This is a genomic window from Luteococcus sp. (assembly GCF_043424415.1).
Classification (GTDB): domain Bacteria; phylum Actinomycetota; class Actinomycetes; order Propionibacteriales; family Propionibacteriaceae; genus Luteococcus.
On sequence record NZ_JBHWOO010000040.1, the window covers coordinates 1 to 18862 of the forward strand.

General features: G+C 70.0%; 24 protein-coding genes. 10 read left to right on the top strand and 14 right to left on the bottom strand.

Annotated features, from left to right (window positions below):
* Positions 1–103: 103 nt before the first annotated feature.
* From ACHFFZ_RS02040 to ACHFFZ_RS02050, 3 genes are all read right to left on the bottom strand, one after another.
* On the bottom strand, positions 104–886 hold the full coding sequence (locus ACHFFZ_RS02040) for a sensor histidine kinase (protein ID WP_394275000.1): 783 nt from the start codon (positions 884–886) through the stop codon (positions 104–106).
* A 512-nt stretch (positions 887–1398) separates the two neighbouring features.
* Positions 1399–1866 carry an NUDIX domain-containing protein gene (locus ACHFFZ_RS02045; protein ID WP_394275001.1) on the bottom strand — a complete coding sequence of 156 codons (468 nt, stop codon included), beginning with the start codon at positions 1864–1866 and terminating at the stop codon, positions 1399–1401.
* Positions 1867–2044: 178 nt separating this feature from the next.
* Entirely contained in the window at positions 2045–2428 is a 384-nt protein-coding gene (locus ACHFFZ_RS02050) for a VOC family protein (RefSeq protein ID WP_394275002.1), read from the bottom strand.
* Between the two features lie 151 nt (positions 2429–2579).
* Between ACHFFZ_RS02050 and ACHFFZ_RS02055 the strand changes: the two genes are divergently transcribed.
* The gene (locus ACHFFZ_RS02055; protein ID WP_394275003.1) at positions 2580–3311 is read left to right on the top strand and encodes a DeoR/GlpR family DNA-binding transcription regulator; all 732 of its coding nucleotides are present in this window, start codon (positions 2580–2582) and stop codon (positions 3309–3311) included.
* A gap of 26 nt (positions 3312–3337) precedes the next feature.
* Here ACHFFZ_RS02055 and ACHFFZ_RS02060 read toward each other — a convergent pair whose 3' ends face one another.
* From ACHFFZ_RS02060 to ACHFFZ_RS02075, 4 genes are read right to left on the bottom strand one after another with little or no spacing between them, the layout of a single operon-like run.
* The gene (locus ACHFFZ_RS02060) at positions 3338–4147 is read right to left on the bottom strand and encodes a putative RNA methyltransferase (RefSeq protein WP_394275004.1); all 810 of its coding nucleotides are present in this window, start codon (positions 4145–4147) and stop codon (positions 3338–3340) included.
* A gap of 5 nt (positions 4148–4152) precedes the next feature.
* On the bottom strand, positions 4153–4890 hold the full coding sequence (locus ACHFFZ_RS02065) for an SDR family oxidoreductase (protein ID WP_394275005.1): 738 nt from the start codon (positions 4888–4890) through the stop codon (positions 4153–4155).
* Complete coding sequence (locus ACHFFZ_RS02070; protein ID WP_394275006.1) at positions 4874–5686, bottom strand: SURF1 family protein; 813 nt, start codon at positions 5684–5686, stop codon at positions 4874–4876. Before ACHFFZ_RS02070 ends, ACHFFZ_RS02065 begins: the two co-directional genes overlap by 17 nt.
* Before the next feature lie 10 nt (positions 5687–5696).
* On the bottom strand, positions 5697–6029 hold the full coding sequence (locus ACHFFZ_RS02075) for a DUF3099 domain-containing protein (RefSeq protein WP_394275007.1): 333 nt from the start codon (positions 6027–6029) through the stop codon (positions 5697–5699).
* A 160-nt stretch (positions 6030–6189) separates the two neighbouring features.
* On the opposite strand from ACHFFZ_RS02075, the gene ACHFFZ_RS02080 reads away from it, so the two are divergent.
* Together ACHFFZ_RS02080 and fabI are read left to right on the top strand one after the other, a co-directional pair.
* Positions 6190–6924 (top strand): beta-ketoacyl-ACP reductase, encoded by a 735-nt coding sequence (locus ACHFFZ_RS02080; protein ID WP_394275022.1) that lies wholly within the window; start codon positions 6190–6192, stop codon positions 6922–6924.
* Positions 6925–6970: 46 nt separating this feature from the next.
* Positions 6971–7744 (top strand): enoyl-ACP reductase FabI, encoded by a 774-nt coding sequence (gene fabI, locus ACHFFZ_RS02085; RefSeq protein WP_394275008.1) that lies wholly within the window; start codon positions 6971–6973, stop codon positions 7742–7744.
* Positions 7745–7766: 22 nt separating this feature from the next.
* Here the strand turns inward: fabI and ACHFFZ_RS02090 are convergent, their stop codons facing one another.
* Entirely contained in the window at positions 7767–8513 is a 747-nt protein-coding gene (locus ACHFFZ_RS02090) for a hypothetical protein (RefSeq protein WP_394275009.1), read from the bottom strand.
* 83 nt (positions 8514–8596) lie between these two features.
* Here ACHFFZ_RS02090 and ACHFFZ_RS02095 point away from each other — a divergent pair, with 83 nt between their 5' ends.
* The 3 genes from ACHFFZ_RS02095 to ACHFFZ_RS02105 all read left to right on the top strand — a co-directional run bounded on the left by ACHFFZ_RS02095 (position 8597) and on the right by ACHFFZ_RS02105 (position 11322).
* Positions 8597–9412, top strand: coding sequence for an ABC transporter ATP-binding protein (locus ACHFFZ_RS02095; RefSeq protein ID WP_394275010.1), 816 nt, complete (start codon positions 8597–8599; stop codon positions 9410–9412).
* 11 nt (positions 9413–9423) lie between these two features.
* Positions 9424–9927, top strand: coding sequence for an NfeD family protein (locus ACHFFZ_RS02100; RefSeq protein WP_394275011.1), 504 nt, complete (start codon positions 9424–9426; stop codon positions 9925–9927).
* Between the two features lie 72 nt (positions 9928–9999).
* Positions 10000–11322: an SPFH domain-containing protein gene (locus ACHFFZ_RS02105; protein WP_394275023.1), complete on the top strand. Its 1323-nt coding sequence runs from the start codon at positions 10000–10002 to the stop codon at positions 11320–11322.
* A gap of 120 nt (positions 11323–11442) precedes the next feature.
* Here ACHFFZ_RS02105 and ACHFFZ_RS02110 read toward each other — a convergent pair whose 3' ends face one another.
* Complete coding sequence (locus tag ACHFFZ_RS02110; protein ID WP_394275012.1) at positions 11443–11664, bottom strand: hypothetical protein; 222 nt, start codon at positions 11662–11664, stop codon at positions 11443–11445.
* Positions 11665–11673: 9 nt separating this feature from the next.
* Positions 11674–12669, bottom strand: coding sequence for a bile acid:sodium symporter family protein (locus ACHFFZ_RS02115; RefSeq protein ID WP_394275013.1), 996 nt, complete (start codon positions 12667–12669; stop codon positions 11674–11676).
* An 89-nt stretch (positions 12670–12758) separates the two neighbouring features.
* Here ACHFFZ_RS02115 and ACHFFZ_RS02120 point away from each other — a divergent pair, with 89 nt between their 5' ends.
* From ACHFFZ_RS02120 to ACHFFZ_RS02130, 3 genes are all read left to right on the top strand, one after another.
* The gene (locus tag ACHFFZ_RS02120; RefSeq protein ID WP_394275014.1) at positions 12759–13565 is read left to right on the top strand and encodes a TrmH family RNA methyltransferase; all 807 of its coding nucleotides are present in this window, start codon (positions 12759–12761) and stop codon (positions 13563–13565) included.
* 115 nt (positions 13566–13680) lie between these two features.
* Positions 13681–14007: a PadR family transcriptional regulator gene (locus tag ACHFFZ_RS02125; RefSeq protein WP_394275015.1), complete on the top strand. Its 327-nt coding sequence runs from the start codon at positions 13681–13683 to the stop codon at positions 14005–14007.
* Positions 14004–14525 (top strand): hypothetical protein, encoded by a 522-nt coding sequence (locus ACHFFZ_RS02130; RefSeq protein ID WP_394275016.1) that lies wholly within the window; start codon positions 14004–14006, stop codon positions 14523–14525. Before ACHFFZ_RS02125 ends, ACHFFZ_RS02130 begins: the two co-directional genes overlap by 4 nt.
* A 75-nt stretch (positions 14526–14600) precedes the next feature.
* Here ACHFFZ_RS02130 and ACHFFZ_RS02135 read toward each other — a convergent pair whose 3' ends face one another.
* The 3 genes from ACHFFZ_RS02135 to ACHFFZ_RS02145 all read right to left on the bottom strand — a co-directional run bounded on the left by ACHFFZ_RS02135 (position 14601) and on the right by ACHFFZ_RS02145 (position 16932).
* Positions 14601–15050: a DoxX family protein gene (locus tag ACHFFZ_RS02135; RefSeq protein WP_394275017.1), complete on the bottom strand. Its 450-nt coding sequence runs from the start codon at positions 15048–15050 to the stop codon at positions 14601–14603.
* On the bottom strand, positions 15050–15646 hold the full coding sequence (gene def / locus ACHFFZ_RS02140) for a peptide deformylase (protein WP_394275018.1): 597 nt from the start codon (positions 15644–15646) through the stop codon (positions 15050–15052). Before def ends, ACHFFZ_RS02135 begins: the two co-directional genes overlap by 1 nt.
* A 221-nt stretch (positions 15647–15867) precedes the next feature.
* On the bottom strand, positions 15868–16932 hold the full coding sequence (locus tag ACHFFZ_RS02145; RefSeq protein ID WP_394275019.1) for a lactonase family protein: 1065 nt from the start codon (positions 16930–16932) through the stop codon (positions 15868–15870).
* Between the two features lie 22 nt (positions 16933–16954).
* On the opposite strand from ACHFFZ_RS02145, the gene ACHFFZ_RS02150 reads away from it, so the two are divergent.
* Positions 16955–17911: a tyrosine recombinase XerC gene (locus ACHFFZ_RS02150; protein ID WP_394275020.1), complete on the top strand. Its 957-nt coding sequence runs from the start codon at positions 16955–16957 to the stop codon at positions 17909–17911.
* A gap of 50 nt (positions 17912–17961) precedes the next feature.
* Here ACHFFZ_RS02150 and ACHFFZ_RS02155 read toward each other — a convergent pair.
* Positions 17962–18862 (bottom strand): peptidoglycan DD-metalloendopeptidase family protein (locus ACHFFZ_RS02155; protein WP_394275021.1); only part of this gene is annotated, 901 nt, incomplete at its 5' end.

An 18862-nucleotide genomic window follows, 5' to 3' on the forward strand; every position in this document is an offset into this window, starting at 1 on the left:
CCGGTGGCGCCGACACCAGTGACCGTCAGGTCCGGTTGCGCGTCGACCAGCGCACGGAAGGCCGCGACCAGCAGCGGCTGGTCGTCGACCACACCCACCCGAATCATCGAACCTCCTGAGACACGGGGATCGTGGCCGTCACCAAGAAGCGTTCGCCCACCGCTCCCGCGGCGAAGCTGCCGCCCAGCAGGTCGACGCGTTCGCGCATCCCGACCAGACCGAACCCGGGCGGGTGCGGGGGCTCGTCGGCACGCAGGGGATTGCTCACCTGCAACGTGACGCGGGAGCCGTCGACGCCCAACGTGAGGGAGGCCTGCTTCCCGCCGTGGCGCAGCACATTCGTCAAGGACTCCTGGACGAGACGAACCACCGCCAGCCGGGTGGCGACCGGCCACTGCTGTTGCCACCCGTCCAGCACGGCCGCATCGGGCAGGTCACATTCCACCTGCACTCCTGCTGCGCGGACCTGGTCGACCACCTCCACGATGGTGCGAAGCTCCCCGGAGACGTCCATCGTCTCGGTGGTGCGCAGCATGTGCACCACCGCCCGCGTCTCTGCCAGCGCCTGCCGGCTCACGTCACGGATCGTCGCCAACGCTGCTCGTCCTCCGGCCGGGTCACCCAGCGCCAGCGCCGTCGCAGCCTGCACATTGACGACGGTCAGACTGTGAGCCACCACGTCATGCAACTCCCGCGCGATCCGAGAGCGCTCCTCGGCACGGGCGCGATCCTGAGCGGCGGCGGCCTCTACCATCATCACCTCACGTTGCTCCGCCAGCCGACGGTCGTAGTCCAGCGCCACCCGGCGGCGGCCCGTGCACCAGACATAGGTGCCGGCCATCACGAGTACCATCACCGCATCCAGGCCGTAGGAGGGTGCTGGCATCCGATGAGTTGGGGCGATCAAGACGCCCAACAGTCCCAGGAGCAGCGCTGTGGCGCCCCATGCGGGCGGCTCCCACCGAGTGACCACCGCCAGCGACATCGGCGCACACACGATTAGGGGGCTCACCCCCAGATTCACCGGTGCGGCCCAGACGACCACACCCATCACTGCCAGCAAGGCATACGAGACGCAGAACATCGAACGGCGAAACACCCTTCGAAGAGCCACCGTTACGGACAAAACCAGGCACGTGGCCACGTAGGCAAGCACGAACCAGGTCGGGCCGTACATGGGCAACAGAGCCCAGCCCTCGAGGGTCGTCACGGTCATGGCGGCTGCCGCCAGGACCAGGTCCAACGAAGGAGGTTGCTTCACACCGCCAAGCTAGACCACTACAGGCCTTCACCCGTCCGACTGTCAACGAAGGCTGGAACTTGACCGAGAATCGACGTCGGAAAACTGAAAAGGTGGCGCCAGCGACCAGCGGCAGATCCGGACCTCACGGATCGACGTCAACGGCTGACATCGGTGGGGGCGTCCGGTGGCCCGTCGCTCAGCAAGCGGGTGAGACGCACACCGAGATCCGGGGGATACACCGAAGCGTTCGTGGACTCCAGATCCGAGGCGGTCCACCACCGAAATCCTTGCAGACTAGTCTGTTCGAATTCGCTGAGTTGCGTCGCTTCCGGCTCGAAGTGCGAGGTTCGGACGAGCAGCCAGTCCTCATGCACCTCGACGGTCTTGCCCGCGTATTCATAGACTGCGTCGCCACTCCAGACGTGCGTGCTGTCGGGCAGCTGCGTCAAGCCCGTTTCCTCCCAGGCCTCTCGAGCGGCCGCGGCATGGACTGTCTCGCCAGCCTCCACGCCTCCTCCGACGGGATACCAGTGCGAGAGTCCGGTGGCTGGGTCGACGCCGTTGGCCAAGAGCATCCGGTCGTCGGGGTCGAGCAGGATGAGCTTGACGCTGTGTCGCTTCATGGAGTCACTGTAGGCGGAACCTGCCGTCTGCAAATCGGTGGATGAGGATGCTCACGCACCGCTGGCGCGGACCTGGACAAGATCGTGAGAACCAGCGGGAGCGCCCGGCTCACTGATGCCGTGGTCAGATGCCTAAAACCGTCACAAGTTCCGGGGAACCTGCACCACCACACAGGGCTCAGGCGACGATCTCCACCTCATTGCCCTCGGCGTCGAGCACGACGGCTTCGTAGTAGCCGTCGCCGGTGGTGCGAGGGCCGTTGGTGATGCGGTATCCGTCGCTGGCCAGGCGTGCGGCCAGTGCGTTGACCGCCTTGGGTGAGCCGACCTGGATGGCGACGTGCCCCCAGCCGAGCTGGCTCTCACTGCGGGCGCGGTCGATGCCGGGGCGGCTCATCACCTCCAGCCGCGCGGTGTCGTCGAAGGACAGGAAGTAGGTCCTCAGCCCTGCGGTCGGGTTGTGGTACTGGCTGTTGGCGCGGGCGCCGAAGTAGTCCTCGAAGAATCGGCGCGCAGCTTCCAGGTCCTCGACGTACAGGGCGGCGTGGTCAATGCGGGTCATGCGCTCTCCTCGACGGTCGTGGGCAGGAGCATGCGGCCGGTGATCTCGAGGCCACGGGTCGAGAGGTAGGCCCAGAAGCGGTTCATGAAGACTGTCATGGAGCAAGAATCCGTGATCAAATGATCACGTGCAACGATCACTTCGACATAAGATGATCATCGGTGCCATGGGCGCCCAGCCGGTCTCGGTGGAGTCCCTGGCATCACTCACCGGTGCCTCGGCCGTCACCATTCGTCGAGACCTCGCCGACCTGCAGGGCCACGGGCTCTTGCGACGCGTCCACGGCGGGGCGGTGTCCGCAGACCTGCGTGGACGGCCCTTGCCCTACAGCCTGCGCGCCGCGGAGAATGCCGAGCAGAAGCAGGCCATTGCCCGGGCGGTGGCCGCTCTGGTGCGCGACGACATGTCGATCGTTGTCGACAACGGCTCCACCATGGATGCGGTTGCCGCGGCCCTGGCCGGACGGCAGGTCACCGCGCTGTGCATGTCTCTGCGGGCGGCGGTCGCCCTCGGCGGGGAGCCAGGCCCGATGGTCAGCACTCCCGGCGGTCCGGTCCAGCCACCGAGCCTGCGTGCGGGATCGGCGGCCTCGCTGGCGGCACTGGCCAACTTCCGGGCGGACCTCGCGATCGTCGGTGCCTATTCCGCCTCGCCCTCGGGCGGACTGACGGTCACCACCTGCGACGATGCCGCCATCAAGCGGGCGATCCTCGCCGCCTCGGCGCGCGTCGTGCTGGCCGCCACGGGGGACAAGCTGGCCCGCACCTCCGCCTTCCGCTTCGGCGCCATCGAGGACCTTGACGACCTGGTCACCACCCGCGACGCCCCGCCGGAGATGCTCGACGAGTTCGTCGCGGCAGGGGTGACGGTGCAGCTGGCCTGACGGATGATCGGCGCTGCGTCCGGCCGCTACTGGCGTGCCGCGCGACGAAAGATGCTCAGCTGCACGTCGGCGTCCACCTCGAGTCCGTCGACCACCTCGCCGTGCTCGTGGAAGGCATTGGGCCCCATCTGCACCAGGTCCTGCAGCGACCCGGCGTCCAGGTCCATGGTCCAGCGGATCCGCTGGCTCCAGATGGCCTCGAAGGCGCCCGCCATACTGCGGTTCAGCCGCGCCAGCTTGTCCCCCTCGATCCCCAGCAGGCCCAGGCGCTCCCGGGCCTGAGCCAAGTGGCCGGCATTCGGGGTGACCACCAGCAACAGGCCGCCGGGGCCGGTGACGCGGGCGAACTCGACGGGATTGCGCGGGGCGAAGACGCACAGCAGCGCGTCGGCCACGCCCGAGCGCAGGGGCAGCCCGGCCCAGGTGTCGGCCACCACCGATCCCATCCGGTCATGGGCCTTGGCCGCGCGTCGGGCCGCCATCGGCGAGACGTCGGTGGCCAGGCCGGTGGCCGCGGGGTGGGCGTCGAGCACCCGCGCCAGGTAGTGGCCGGTCCCGGCCCCCACCTCCACGATGCGGCGGGCCGACCGGGTGCGCGCCACCAGGGCGTCGACGATCGGCTGGTAGTGCCCGGCACCCAGGAAACGGGCCCGGGCGGCCACCATCTCGGTGGTGTCCGCATTGGCGGGCGCGGCCCGGCCCAGCAGGTTGACGTGCCCCTGCCGGGCCAGGTCGAAGCGGTGCCCGGTGCGGCAGCCGAGGGTGCGCTCGTCGAGGCTGAGGGCCAGCCCACAAGTGGGACAGGCAAGCCAGGAGGTGACCGGTGCGAGGCCCACGGGGCTCAGATCGTACGCAGCGCGCCGCCGTCGAGGGCGACCAGGCTGCCGGTGACATAGGAGGCGGCGGGGGAGAGCAGGAAGCAGGCGGTGCGTCCGAACTCCTCCGGACGGCCCAGGCGGCGCAGCGCGATCCCGCGCTCGGCGGCCTTCTGCTCCTCCTCGGCCCCGGAGTACAGGTCGGTGATCCTGCTGGTGGCGACCAGGCCGGGCATCAGGCCGAAGGCGCGTCCGCCCTGCGGGCCCACCTCGTCGGCCAGCTGCTTGATGAGCATCGCGAGGCCGGGGCGCAGGCCATTGCTGGGGGCCATCTGCTCCAGCGGCGACTTCGCCGAGGTGGACAGCACGAATCCCATGGTGGCCTGCTCATTGGCGCCGAAGACCGCCCGGGCCATCCGGATGGCCGGCAGGAAGACCGACTCGAAAGCACCCTGCCACTGCTCGTCGGTGGTGCCCAGGACGGTCCCCTTGGGAGGGCCACCGACGCTGACCATCGCGCCGTCGACGCGCCCGTAGTGTTCCAACGCCGTCTCCACGGCCTTCTGAGGGGTCTGCGGATCGGCCAGGTCGGCGGCCAACGTGGCGGCGTCCAGCTCCTCGCCGAGCTCCTGGAGCACCTCAGCGCGCCGGGCGACCAGCACCACCCGGGCACCCTCGGCGACCAGTTCCCGTGCGGTGGCCAGCCCCAGCCCCTGGCTGGCGGCCGTCACCGCGAAGACCTTGTCCTCAAGTCCGAGCTGCATCGTCATCCTCCTGGTTGGTCCCGGGGCCCGCAGTGGGCTCCGACTCGCGTGTGGCGAGGCGCTGCGCCTTCGCCTCGGCGCGACGCTTGTCGCGCAGGTCGTTGCGGATCAGCACCCCGACGCCGGCCACGGCGATCACGGTGAAGGTGAACCACTGCATCGCATAGGACAGGTGCGGGCCCTCGGTGAGCTCGGGCGGCACCATCGGCTCCAGGCCGCCGCCCTGGGGCGGGGTGGAGGAGATGACCCCCACATAGCCGTCGAGCACCCGATAGGGCAGCGTCTGGCTGATGGCCTCGGAGTTGACCAGCCGTACCTTGGCGTCGACGGGGGTGATGGCATTGGGCTTGCCGTTCTCGCTGCGCCGCACATAGCCGACCACCTCGACGGTGCCCTTCGGCGGCGGGGGCAGCACGGCCACCTCGTTGGCGCCCCGGCTGCGGGGCAGGAATCCACGCGAGACCAGGATCCAGTCGCCCTGCTCGGTGCGCATCGGCGTGATCGCCTCACTGCCGGCCTGGTCGGCCTGGTTGCGGTACATCGCCTGGATCTCGTGGGCGGCGTCAAAGGTGCCACGCACCCTGACCCGCTGCCACTGCTGGTCGTCGCGCACCTCGCCGCCGAAGACCTCCTGGTAGGGCTTCACGGGCTGCTGCTGGTAGGCGACGATGCGGGCATTGACCTCCCGTCGCCAGTCAAGGCGGTGCAGCTGCCACTCGCCCAGGCGGATGAAGGCGGCGGCCAGCAGCACGACGAAGAGCACCAGCGCCGTCCACCTGAGCCACAGTTTCCTCACCTGGCCGAGACTACCTGTCCGTCTCGTCCACTTCGCCCTTGATGACCTGCCCGGGGCTGATCGCCAGGGTTGGTGCGGGCTCTTGCGCGCGCACGACGGGCTGGCTGCGGTTGTCACGGTTGTTGGCCAGCACGACGGCGATGGCCGGCAGCACGGCGGCGCCGGCGATGGCGACGAACTTCCACAGGCCAGGCACGAAGAACATCAGGCCGAAACAGGTGGTGCGGATCGTCATGGTGAGGATGTAGCGGCGCTGGCGCATCTCGATGTCGTCGCTGCGGCCCACCCGCACCTCGGTGATGGGCACAGCCTCGTCCACGGAGCGGATACTGCTGCTGGTCACCACAGCGCCACCCTACGCCGGGGTCGTGGACGGGCAGCACCACCTTGATGGACGAAAGCTCCAAAGAAGCCCGCCCTGCCTTGTACTGCACGACACCCGGGCGGGGGTGGCGGTGTCCTAGCGTTGGAGGGTGAGCCCCAACCAGACCCCCACCCCGTCCATGGCACCCGAGAGCACCGGTGCAGCGGTCGAGCCGCGCAGCGTGCTGGTCACCGGTGGCAGCAAGGGCATCGGCCGCGCGATCGCCGCCGACCTGCTCGCCGCCGGGCACCAGGTGGCCGCCACCTACCGTTCCGGCGACGTCCCCGAGGGGGTGCTGGGCGTGCAATGCGACGTGACCGTGCCGGAGCAGGTCGAGGAGGCCTTCGCCACCGTCGAGCAGGTCCACGGCCCCGTCGAGATCCTGGTGGCCAATGCCGGCATCACCGCCGACGGGCTGCTGATGCGCATGGGCGACGAGGACTGGGACCGGGTGATCGAGACCAACCTGACCGGCACCTTCCGCCTGGTGCGCCGCGCGGTGCGTCCCATGATGCGTGGCCGTCACGGCCGCATCGTGCTGGTCAGCTCGGTGGTGGCACTGACCGGCTCGGCCGGGCAGGTGAACTACGCCTCCAGCAAGGCCGGCCTGGTCGGCCTGGCCCGCAGCGTCGCCCGCGAGGTGGGCAGCCGCGGCATCACCTGCAATGTCGTCGCCCCCGGATTCATCGAGACCGACATGACCGCCGTGCTCGACCAGAAGACCATCGAGGGCTACCAGGCCCGCATCCCGCTGGGACGCCTGGGCAGCACCGAGGACATCGCCGCGGCGGTGCGCTACCTCACCAGCGATGCCGCGGGCTATGTCAGCGGAGCGGTCATCCCCGTCGACGGCGGCCTGGGCATGGGACACTGACAAGCGCACACCACCCGCCCCCATCCCCAGCACAGAAGGCAGTCCATTGGGAATCCTCGAAGGCAAGTCCATCCTGGTCACCGGCGTGACCCACAAGACCTCGATCGCCTACCAGGTGGCCAAAATCGCCCAGGAGCAGGGCGCCACGGTCGTGATCAGCAATTTCGGCCGGGCCATGAGCCTGACCAATCGCGTCGCCAAGTCCCTCGATCCGGCCCCGGCCGTGATCGAGCTCAATGTCACCGACGAGGAGCACCTGGCCGCACTGCCCGAGACGCTGCGCGCCAACGGCATCGAGCAGATCGACGGCATCGTGCACTCGATCGCCTACGCCAATCCCGAGACCGCGCTGGGCGGCGGCTTCCTCACCACCCCGTGGGAGGACGTGGCCACCGCGCTGCAGGTCTCGGCCTTCTCACTCAAGAGCCTCACCATGGCCTGCAAGCCGCTCTTCGGGCCGGACGTCTCGGTGGTCGGGTTGACCTTCGACGGCCGCATCGCCTGGCCCACCTATGACTGGATGGGCGTGGCCAAGGCCGCCCTGGAGTCCACCAGCCGCTACCTGGCGCGCTACCTGGGCGCCGAGGGTGTGCGCTGCAACATCGTGGCGGCCGGTCCGCTGGACACCATCGCCAAGAAGGCGATCCCCGGCTCGCAGACCTTCAACGACTTGTGGGGCGACCGCGCCCCGTTGGGCTGGGACACCAATGACGCGGTGCCCACCGCAAAGGGTGTCGTGGCGCTGCTCAGCGACTGGTTCCCGATGACCACCGGCGAGATGGTGCACGTCGCCGGCGGCGTCCACGCCATGGGTGGCTGAGCTGCGGCTCGACGGCCGAAACTCAGTCCTGCAGCGCCTCGGCGGGCCAGGAGCAGGCAGCGCTGACCGCGTCGAGGGCGGCCTGCTGCAGCTCGCGCAGGTGGCGCTCCCGGGTGAGGACGGCGTGGGAGTGCAGCACCTCGTGCTGCGAGTCCAGCGCGGCATCGACGGCGCCGAGCAGCATCCAGGCACGTTCCAGCAGCGCCTGCGGCTGGCGGGGGAAGGCCCCGCCCAGCCGCGGCGCACCCTCCAGCTCCGGATGGGCGCCCCCAGAGAGGTCGAGCCCGGCCATCGCCTGGGCCGCGCTGGCCACGACGCGGGAGAGCTGCCGGGAGGCCTCCCGCGGGTCGGGGACGGGAAGCGGCCGTTCGGCGCGGGCGAGCCGCCACTGCACACCGGCACCCACCCGCTGGCCGAGCCAGGCGAGGCTGCCGTCGTGGGTCATCACCACCGCCTCGGCCTCCAGCGCCGCGCGGTTGACCTCCAGGGGGCCCCGCAGCCCGGCCATCCGGCCCGGTCGGGGCAGCAGCAGCGCCCAGACGGGGGCAGGGCCCAGTGCCCCGTGGCCAATACGGGCCAGGGCCAGGCGCAAAGGCACCCCGGCCAAGGGGTCGAGGCCCAGCAGCTGGTCGGGGTCGTGGACGTGGTGCGGCTCCTGGTGCTCGCTTCCTGCGTCCCGGCGCACCATCAGCTCGGCCTCGGCGGCCGTGACGGCCCCGTGGGACAGGCTGTTCAGGGCCAGGACCAGGCGCACGGACTCGTCGAACATGCAGGCGAGGATATCGATGCCCACCAGCTGCTTCGGCCCATGCCAGACTTGGGATGCGATGGTGCGTCCGATAGGTTTCACCCATGGCATCAGTGGTGGAGCTGTCGGGCGTCGGGGTCCAGCGCGGGAACAAGCAGTTGCTGGACGACATCAGTTGGCAGGTCGAGGAGGACGAGCGCTGGGTGCTGATCGGCCCCAATGGTGCCGGCAAGACCACCCTGCTGCAGATCCTGGCCACCCAGATGCATCCCACCCGCGGCATGGCCGAGATCCTCGGTGAGGTGCTCGGAACCATCGACGTCTTCGAGCTGCGCCCCCGCATCGGCGTCACCTCGGCTGCCGTGGCCGACCGCATCCCGCGCTCAGAGACCGTCCGCGACGTCATCGTCTCGGCCTCCTATGCCGTGGTGGGCCGCTGGCGCGAACACTACGACGAGATGGACCTGGGCCGCGCCGAGGAACTGATGACCCAGATGCGCATCGAGGACCTGGGAGAGCGCACCTTCGGCACCCTCAGCGAGGGTGAGCGCAAGCGCGTGCAGATCGCGCGCTCCCTGATGACCGATCCCGAACTCCTGCTGCTCGACGAGCCCGCCGCCGGCCTCGACCTGGCCGGCCGCGAGGAACTGGTGCGCACGCTGGGGGAGCTGGCCCTGGACGCCTACGCCCCGGCCAGCGTGCTGGTCACCCACCACGTCGAGGAGATCCCCCAGGGCATCACCAATGCGCTGCTGCTCAAGGAGGGGCGCATCATCGCCCAGGGAGCGATCGACGACGTCATCACCGATGCGTCGATGAGCGAGACCTTCGAGGTACCGCTGCACCTGGAACGCAGCCGCGACGGCCGCTGGTCGGCCCGGGCCGTGTGGCAGCGCCGGGCACTGGACGCCGACAACTAGGAGATGCAGCGATGACTCCCCTCGAGAACGACCTCGCCGGCTGGTTCGGCGACAACCTCTGGGCGATCTGGGGAGTCCTGTCCTTGGGCCTGGCCACGGCCGAGATGCTGACCCTCGACCTCACCCTGCTGATGCTGGCCGCCGGCGCCGCCGCCGGGGGACTCACCGCACTCGTCGCGCCCGGCCTGCTGTGGCTGCAGGTGATCGTGAGTCTGGCCGTGGCCACCGCGATGCTGGGCCTGCTGCGCCCCACCCTGCTGCGCCGCACCCGCGAGTCCATCGGCTATCGCTCCAGCGTCGACAAGCTGGTCGGCTCGCAGGGGCTGGCGACGGCCGCGATCACCCCCAATGGCGGCGAGGTGAAGGTCAACGGCGAGCTGTGGAGCGCCCGCACGATGGGCCCGGGTGACGTGATCCAGGCCGGTGACCCGGTCGAGGTGTACGAAGTGGACGCGACGATGCTGGTCGTCTACCCCGTCACCGGTTCGGCCCAACATCGAGAACTGGAGTTCTGATCCCGTCGTGCCGCGACGGGGTAGGCTTCAACGAAGGAGGAGGAGCACGTGCCTGACATCGGATTCATCCTGATGATGCTGCTGGTGGCCTTCGTGGTGGTTGCGCTCGCGCAGTCGCTGCGGATCATCAAGCAGCAGCAGATCGCCGTGGTGGAACGCCTCGGCAAGTTCAGCCGCACACTCGAGCCGGGGCCGCACCTGCTGGTGCCGTTGATCGACCGGGTCCGCTACACGATGGACATGCGTGAGGAGGTGCAGGCCTTCCCGCCGCAGGGCGTGATCACCGAGGAGAACCTCATGGTCAACATCGACTCGGTCATCTACTTCCAGATCGTCGACCCGGTGCGTGCCGCCTACGAGGCGCAGAACTACCGCGGTGCCATCGAGCAGCTGACCATGACCACCCTGCGCAACATCATCGGCGGCATGGACCTGGAGCGGGCCCTGACCAGCCGCGAGGAGATCAACCAGAAGCTGCGCAGCGTCCTGGACGAGGCGACCGGCAAGTGGGGCATCAAGGTCAACCGCGTCGAGCTGCGGGCCATCGAGCCGCCGGCCACCATTCGCGACGCGATGGAGAAGGGCGCGCGTGCCGAGCGCGACAAGCGCGCCTCGATCCTGCTGGCCGAGGGTCAGCGCCAGTCGCAGATCCTGTCGGCCGGCGGTGAGCGGGAGTCGGCGATCCTGCGCGCCCAGGGTGATCGTGAGTCCGCGATCCTGCGCGCCCAGGCCGATCGCCAGGCCCAGATGCTGCGCGCCGAGGGCGAGGCGCAGGCGATCACCACCGTCTTCAACGCCATCCACGCGGGCGAGCCCGACCAGGGCCTGCTGGCCTACCAGTACATGCAGATGCTGCCGGCACTGGCTCGTGGCGACTCCAACAAGGTGTGGATCGTGCCGAGCGAGCTGAACGATGCCCTCAAGGGGCTGGGCTCGGCCGTGACCGGCACCGACCTCGCCGAGAAGCTGCAGGGCTTCGCCCCCAGCGACAAGTCGAAGTTCACCGCGCCCGAGAAGGTCGACGTGATGGCCGAGATCCGGGCCCAGACCGACCAGGAGCGCGCCCAGAGCGACGACGTGGTCCAGTCGGTGATCCAGGAGGCAGAGAAGCTGTCGATCCCCGTGGCCCGCTCCCGCAAGAGCGAACCGGTCGCGGTGGGGGAGACGCCGGCCCCGGAGCAGTTGGGCGGGGCGAGTGCCGTCGACCAGACTGCGGCCATCGGGCGCGGCGAGGCCCCTGACGGCCAGGAGGGGCTGACGCAGGAGGTGCCCCTCGGTGAACCTGCCCAGTCCGAGGCGGTCCAGCAGGAGGCGGCCGAGCCGCACAATGAGGGCCTGGCCCCCGGTGGTCCGATGTACCAGACGGGCTGGGAGCCGCCGGCCAAGGGCCAGTGATCCTGGACGAGTATCGGTGACGCACGCGAGGGGCGGGGCTGGTGGACGATTCCACCGGTCCCGCCCCTCGTCCTGTGCCGCGGCTTGGACGACCCGCCGAGGCTGCGACCGGGCAGTGGGTCAGTCCCGGTCGTCGGGTGCCGTGGCGGCCCAGCCGGGCGGCGTCGTGGTGGTGAGGCTGGTCGCGGTCGGCCGTTTCCGGGGCACCTCCTGGTCGGCCCCGTTCGGCTGTGGCGGGGCACCCGGGGTGACCGGGCGGACCGCCGAGCCCAGCGCCTTCTCGAGTGCCTGGGCAAAGGGTGACTGCCCCGAGGGCCTGGTGTGCTTGCGGATCTCGGCCATGGCCCGAGCCTAGCCAGCGGTCGCGGCCGGGCGGGACGGGGCGTCGGTGGTGCGGGCGTGACGGCTCGCCAGCACGCTGCAGGCCATCAGCTGCAGCTGGTGGAAGACCATCAGGGGGAGCACCAGCAGACCGACATCGCCCTGTGAGGCGAACATCACCGTCGCCATCGGCACACCGGTGGCCAGCGACTTCTTGGTGCCGCAGAACTGGATGGCGATCTGGTCGGCCCGGTCGAAGCGCATCCAGCCGGCCACCGCCCAGGTGAGCCAGAGCATGAAGGCCAGGAAGACCATGCAGATCACCACGAGCCGGACGATGTCCATCGGTTCCACCTTGGTCCACATGTGCTCGCGCATGCCGGCGCTGAAGGCGGAATAGACCACCAGCACGATCGAGGCCTGGTCGACGAGCTTCAGCTTCTTGTGGCGGGCCACGAAGCCGCCCACCCAGGGCCTGGTGAGCTGGCCGACCATGAAGGGAACCAGGAGCTGGAAGACGATGTCCAGCACCGAGCTGGCGTCCAGTTGCAAGCCGCCGGTGGCACCCATCAGCAGCAGCGCCAGCAACGGGGTGAGCACCACGCCGATCAGGTTGGAGAAGGAGGCGCTGACGATCGCCCCGGCCACATTGCCCTTGGCGATCGAGGTGAAGTTGATGCTCGACTGCACGGTGGAGGGCACCAGGCACAACCACAGCATCCCCAGGTAGAGCGGCTCGCTGAGGATTCCGGGGACCAGCACCTGCATCGCCACCCCGATGGCAGGGAAGAGCAGGTAGGTGAAGGCGAGGATGGTGGAGTGCAGGCGCCAGTGCTTCAGGCCCGAGAGCGCCTCCTGCGGCGACAGGCGTGCGCCGTAGAGGAAGAAGAGGACAGCGATCATGATCTTGCTGGCCCAGGAGACCACCGGGACGGCCGCCCCGGTGGCCGGCACCAGGGTGGCCAGCACCGCCGCCGCGATGATGGCCATCAGGAACCAGTCGGTCTTGGGCATCGTCAGTCTCATGATGCAGGCCAGCCTATCCACGGCACGTGGTGGCGGGGTGGGAATCCGTCGGACCACTGCCGGGATGGGTCCGGGCCTAGACTGCGCCCGTGCCCACGATCGTCGACATCAGCGACCCCGCCGACCCGCGCCTCAACGACTACGTCAGCCTGCGTGACACCTCGCTGCGGCAGTCGATGGAGGCGGCGGAGGGCCTGTTCATCGCCGAGGGCGACAAGGTGATCCGCAGGGCCCTCGAGGCGGGCTACCAGCCGCGCTCCTTCCTGCTGGCGCCCCGCTGGGTCGACGAGCTCTCCGACGTGCTGGAGGGCTGCGAGGCGGAGGTCTACCGGGTGGACTTCGCGCTGGCCGAGCAGGTGACCGGCTTCCACGTCCATCGCGGGGCGCTGGCCTCCTTCGAGCGCCAGACCAGGCATCGGCTCGACGACCTGATGGAGGCCCAGCGGCTCGTGGTGGTGGAGGACATCGTCGACCACACCAATGTCGGCGCGATCCTCCGCTCGGCGGCAGGTCTGGGCTGGGACGGCGTGCTGCTCTCCCCGCGGGCCGCCGACCCGCTCTACCGGCGCTCGGTCAAGACGTCGATGGGGGCGGTCTTCAGCCTGCCCTGGGCGCGGATGGACTCGTGGTCCGATGACCTGGACCGTCTGCGGGCGGCCGGTTTCACGATCGTCGCCCTGGCCCTGCGGGAGGACTCGACGAGCCTCGACGAGCTCGCCGCACGGGTGGCGCCGGGGCAGAAGCTGGCGGTGCTGATGGGGACCGAGGGGCAGGGGCTGAGCGAGCACTGGCTGGCGCAGGCCGATGCGGTGGTGCGCATTCCGATGGGGCACGGCGTCGACTCGCTGAACGTGGCGGCCGCCACGGCAGTGGTCTGTTACGTGCTTCGGCCCTGATTGCGTCTGCCGCGGGCGTCCTGCTTCGGGTCTGTCTTCCGGGGAGGTGAAGATGACAGGGTTGAATGGTGTCAGGTACTTGACGATCTAAGGTACCTGAGCACATGATGGAGTCATGGGACACGATCCGCAGATGCTCAAGGGGGTGCTCGCCCCACTCCTGCTGCTGCTGCTCGACCGCAGGACCGACTACGGCTACTCCGTGGTCACCCGCCTGCACGAGGCGGGCTTCGACGAGCTGGGGGAGGCGACGGTCTACCCGGCGCTCACCCGACTCGAGAAGGCCGGCCTGCTGGCGTCCGAACTGCGCCCCTCGACCTCGGGGCCGGCGCGCAAGTACTACACGACCACCCCGGCCGGACGTGCCGAACACGTCCGGCTCCTCGGCGCCTGGCGTCAGCTCGCCACGGCCGTCGAGACCGTCATCGAGGAGGAGAGATGAACCTGCGCACCGAATGGCTGGACACTCGCTACGACTTCTGGTTGGACTACTACGGCGTTCCCGGCAAGGCCCGGCGCCAGCTCCGGCGCGAGCTGAAGGCCAACCTGGCGGACTCGGTCGCCGACCGGGGCTGGGAGCGCGCCCGCGACGGACTGGGCAGCATCCGGCTGCTGGCCAAGGAGAATGCCGACGCGCTGCGTGATCCCCGCAAGCCCGCCTGGAACTCGGGCGCCACCGCGGCAGCCCTCGCCTTCGTGCTCATCCTGGGGATGGCCCTGTTCGGCAGCGTCGCCTTCGGGGACGCGGTCCGGGCCTCCTCGCTCCCGGCCGGGACCGAGATCGAGGCTGGACTCACGATGATGCCGGGTGTCAAGGCCTCGGCCGCGGTCGACCAGGGCTTCATGGTCGCCCTGTGGATCAGCCCGTGGCTGCTCTTCGGGCTGCCTGCCCTGGTCTTCCTGCTGGCCTCGCGGGTGTGGCGGCTGGTCCTGGGCGGACGGGGGAAGGCCGCAGTGTGAGGTGCGGGACGGGTCTGGACGCTCGGCTGGGCCTGCCGGACGGCCGGGACGCCTGGATGGACGCAGGAGCCGACCTCAACGACGCCGCTTGCTCCCGCTGCCGCCATTGGCCCACTGGTCATAGCTGAAGTTGCCGGCGGTGGAGACCGCCAGCGCCATCAGCCCGGCCATGAGGGCAGCGCAGTACTCCCAGCCGCCCTGGCCGACCAGCATGCCGTTGTGGCGGTGGATGAACCAGATGGCCCCGGCCATCTCCAGTGCCAGCAGGGTGCACACCACCCAGGTGTAGGCACCCAGCACCAGGCAGGCGCCGCCGAGCACCTCGAGGGCCGCCACCAGCGGGGCGACGATCTCGGGCTGCGGGATTCCCCAGGCGGTGAACTGCTGGATGGTGGACTGGATGGTGGGGGCGGTGAACTTGCTCCACCCGTGCAGCACGAAGACCACCCCGAGGACGGCGCGGCTGACCAGCAGGATCAGTCCGCGCAACGGATTGTCCTGGAAGGGGCTCTGGGTGGGGTGCATCAGGCCTCGTCGCGGCGGCCCTTGGGGCTCAGGGGCCAGTCGTCGGGGTAGAGGTGTGCCAGGTCGGCCACCTGCTCGTCGAGCTTGCGACGGGCCCGCTTGCTGAGCCGGTCTCCGAAGACCGTGCCGCCCAAGTGGTCGGTCTCGTGCTGCAGGCAGCGCGCCAGCAGGCCGGTGCCGGTGAGGCTGATCTGGTTGCCGAAGGCGTCCTGGCCCTCGCACAGCGCCTGGTCGGGGCGGGCCAGCGGCTGGTAACCGCCGGGCCAGCTCAGGCAGCCCTCCTCGGTGGCGTCCAGCTTGCGGTCGCGTCCCTCCGGCAGGGTGACCACGGGATTGCAGAAGACGCCCTTGTGGTTGACGAGGTCCTCGTCGGGGCAGTCGTAGATGAACAGGGCCAGGTCGACGCCCACCTGGGTCGCGGCAAGCCCGACGCCCTGGGAGGCCTCCATGGTGGCGAACATGTCGCGGATGAGGGTGTGCAGGTCCTCGTCGAACTCCGTCACCGGGCGGGTGGGGTTGTGCAGGACGGGTTCGCCCCAGCGCGTGATGCGGCGGACGGTGCCTCCGGTGGTGAGGTCGTCGAGTGTGCTGGCCATCGCTGGTGTGCCTTCCCGGGGCTGGGCCCCGCTGTCCTGGCCGCCTCTGGTCGGTGGCCTGTGATTCGTCGACGCCAAATCTACCGCGTCGCCCGCCGGGTCCGAGTCAACCCATCCTGGGGTCAGCACCGGGCCAGTATCGGCAGCAGCACCGGGCCAGTATCGGCAGCAGCACCGGGCCAGTATCGGCAGCAGCACCGGGCCAGTTGCGTCGGCAGGGCTCAGGCCAGCGGCAGCAGCCGTGCCGGCCGCGTGACGGCCACGGCATCGACCAGTTCGAAACCGTCGGGGGCGCGGCGCAGGCGGCGGACCTCGTCGGAGTCCTGGTTGGCGACCCACAGCTGCCCATCCACTTCGCGCAGGTCGCGCGTCTGGCTGCCGCCCGTGGGGCTGAGGTCCACCAGTTGCAGGTGCTCCCCGTCACGCCAGGCCAGCATCGCCAGCTCGTCGGTGCCGCGGTTGGCGAGCACCAGGTCAGCCCCGAACCAGACCAGACCGGAGGGCTGGGACTGTCCGGGGCTGCTGGTGGCCGACAGCTGCTGACCCACCCACCATCCGGTCGACCAGTCCAGTCCCTCGTGACGCACGAGCACGACGCGGCCCGAGAGCTCACCGGCAATCGCCAGGTACAGGTGCCCGTCGAGGGGGACGGCGCTCCCGGTGGCCTCGTCGTGCCACGGCACGGCGTGGCGGGGGCCGGTGCCGGCGGGCAGGTTCACCGAGGTGACCAGGGTGGGGCTCCCTTGGCCGTCGACGCCGACCACGTGCAGCTGGTCGGCGCCCAGGTCGCAGACCGCCACGTGCTCGTCGTCGAGCCACAGCGCCTGGTGGGCGTGGGAGGAGTCCTGACGTTCGGTGTCGGGGCCGGAGCCGTCGAAGGCAAGACGTCCCCGCGCCCCCTCCAGGGCGTCGTCGATGGGGGTGGCGTGGATGGTCACCTCGCCCGAGCCGTAGTGGGCCACCGCGATCCACGCACCGGCGGGGCTGACCGCCAGGTGGCAGGCGTGTGCCCCGCCGGTGGGGACCTGGCTGAGCACCTGGGCCTCGCCCTGGTCGATGCGCACGAGGCTGAGCAGGGACTCGGCGAGCTCGCTGCAGGCCAGCACCCGTCCGTCGTGCAGCTCCAGCCAGCTGGGGCTGGGCAGGTCGAGCACCGGGGTGGCCGTGAGGCCCTCGCTGTCGGCGTGCACCAGCTGGAGGCCGCCGGTGCCCTCGTCGTCGGTGTAGCACCCGACCAGGACTGTGGTGGGCTGGCTGGTCTGTTCGCGTGGGGTGCTGTGTTCCATGGGGGAAATCTAGACTCGTCCCATGGCTGCCACCACCCCCCGATCGCACGAGCGCGTGGAGCTGTGTGCCCCCTTCGCCTCCGTGCTGGACGAGTTCGTCGCGTGGCTGCGCGACGAACGACGCAACTCCCAACACACCGTGCGTGCCTACCGAGGGGACGTGGAGGCACTGCTGCGCCACGTGCAGGGGAGGGGCATCGAGCGGGTGGATCAGGTGCGGCTGCGGGACCTGCGTGGTTGGTTGGCCTCGATGCAGGCCGATGGTGCCAGTGCCGCCACCCTGCAGCGTCGCAGCGGATCGGTGCGCGTCTTCTTCGGCTGGGCCCGCAGGGAAGAACTGGTCGAGACAGATCCGTCGGCCACTCTCAGGTCGCCCAAGGTCCCGCGGCGCCTGCCGCCCGATGTGAGCGCCTCCGACCTCGACGTGCTCTTCGCCGCGGTCCAGGCGCGTGTGGCCGAGGAGGAGGGGCCACTCGCCGCCCGAGACCAGGCGATCCTCGAGGTGCTCTACGCCAGTGGGATTCGCGTCCAGGAGCTGTGTGGGCTCGACCTCGGCCACCTCGACCTGGGGCGGGGCACCGTTCGGGTGCTCGGCAAGGGCGACAAGGAGCGCGTGGTGCCGATCGGCGCCCCGGCCATCACCGCCGTCGAGCAGTGGATGGCCCGACGTCCGGAGCTGGTCCGTGCCCAGGACCCGACCCCCAAGGCGCTCTTCCTGGGGGCACGGGGAGCCCGCATCGACCCGCGGGTGGTGCGCAGGGTGGTGCATGCCGCCCTCAACGCGGTGCCGCAGGCGCCTGACATGGGTCCGCACGGCCTGCGCCACGCCATGGCGACACACCTGCTGGAGGGTGGGGCAGACCTGCGCACCGTGCAGGAGGTGCTCGGCCACACGTCGCTGGCGACCACGCAGATCTACACCCACGTCAGCAACGAGCGGCTGCGCAGCGTCTTCGAGCAATCGCATCCGAGGGCCTGACCGGCGGCCGGGTCGAGGCGCTGGCCGGTCAGGCCATGGTGGGGGCGTGGTCACAGCGCACCTGCCGGGTTCACCAACGCTCCGTCCTGCCAGACCATGAAGTGCAGGTGGCAGCCAGTGGAATAGCCAGTCGTGCCGACGCGGCCGAGCTGCTGGCGCTGCTGCAGGGTCTGGCCCGGCGCCACGTCCAAGGACTGCAGGTGGTTGTAGGAGGTGCGTATCCGTCGACCTTGGATGGTGCCGTGCTCGACCACGACGCGGTTCCCGTAGGCGATGTTGCGTTCGGCCAGCACGACCTTGCCTGCTGCCGAGGCCAGCACCGGGCTGCCGCACGCGGCACCGAAGTCCATGCCGTCATGCAGTTTCCACACGTGGAGCACCGGATGGAAGCGTTGTCCGAAGGCGGAGGTGACCGGCCCCGACGACGGCCGCACCAGCCCTGAGGACGAAGCGGGCAGAGCTCCGAGCAGGAGGTCGGGGAGGCCACCGCCCCGCGGGGCGGGCGGCCGGGGAGGCCGGAAGCCTCGCGGTAGGAGGCGCACCACCGCGTCGTCGGTAGGTCGGGTCGGGTCCAGGTAGGTCTGCTGGTGCTTGAGGCCCCAGTGCAGGCAGGCCGAGACGCAGTGTGTTCCGACGGTCACCGTGCCCACGACCATTCCCGTGGTGACCAGTTGCCCCACCTGGACCGCGGCACGCACCGGCTCCAGCGTCGTGTGGAAGCCGCCGCCCAGGTCAATGGTCATCACTTCGCGGCCCGCGACGGGGCCGGCGAAGATGACGGTGCCGTCGCCGGGGGAGCGCACCGGCATACCGACCTCGACCGGCAGGTCCACGCCCCTGTGCCCGCGCCCCCACTTCTCCCGTGGTGCGTCGAAGGGGCGGGCCGGGGCACCTTCGACGGGCGGGGTGAGTCTTGGTGGGGCAGGCAGGGGTGGGGCAGGCAGGGACACC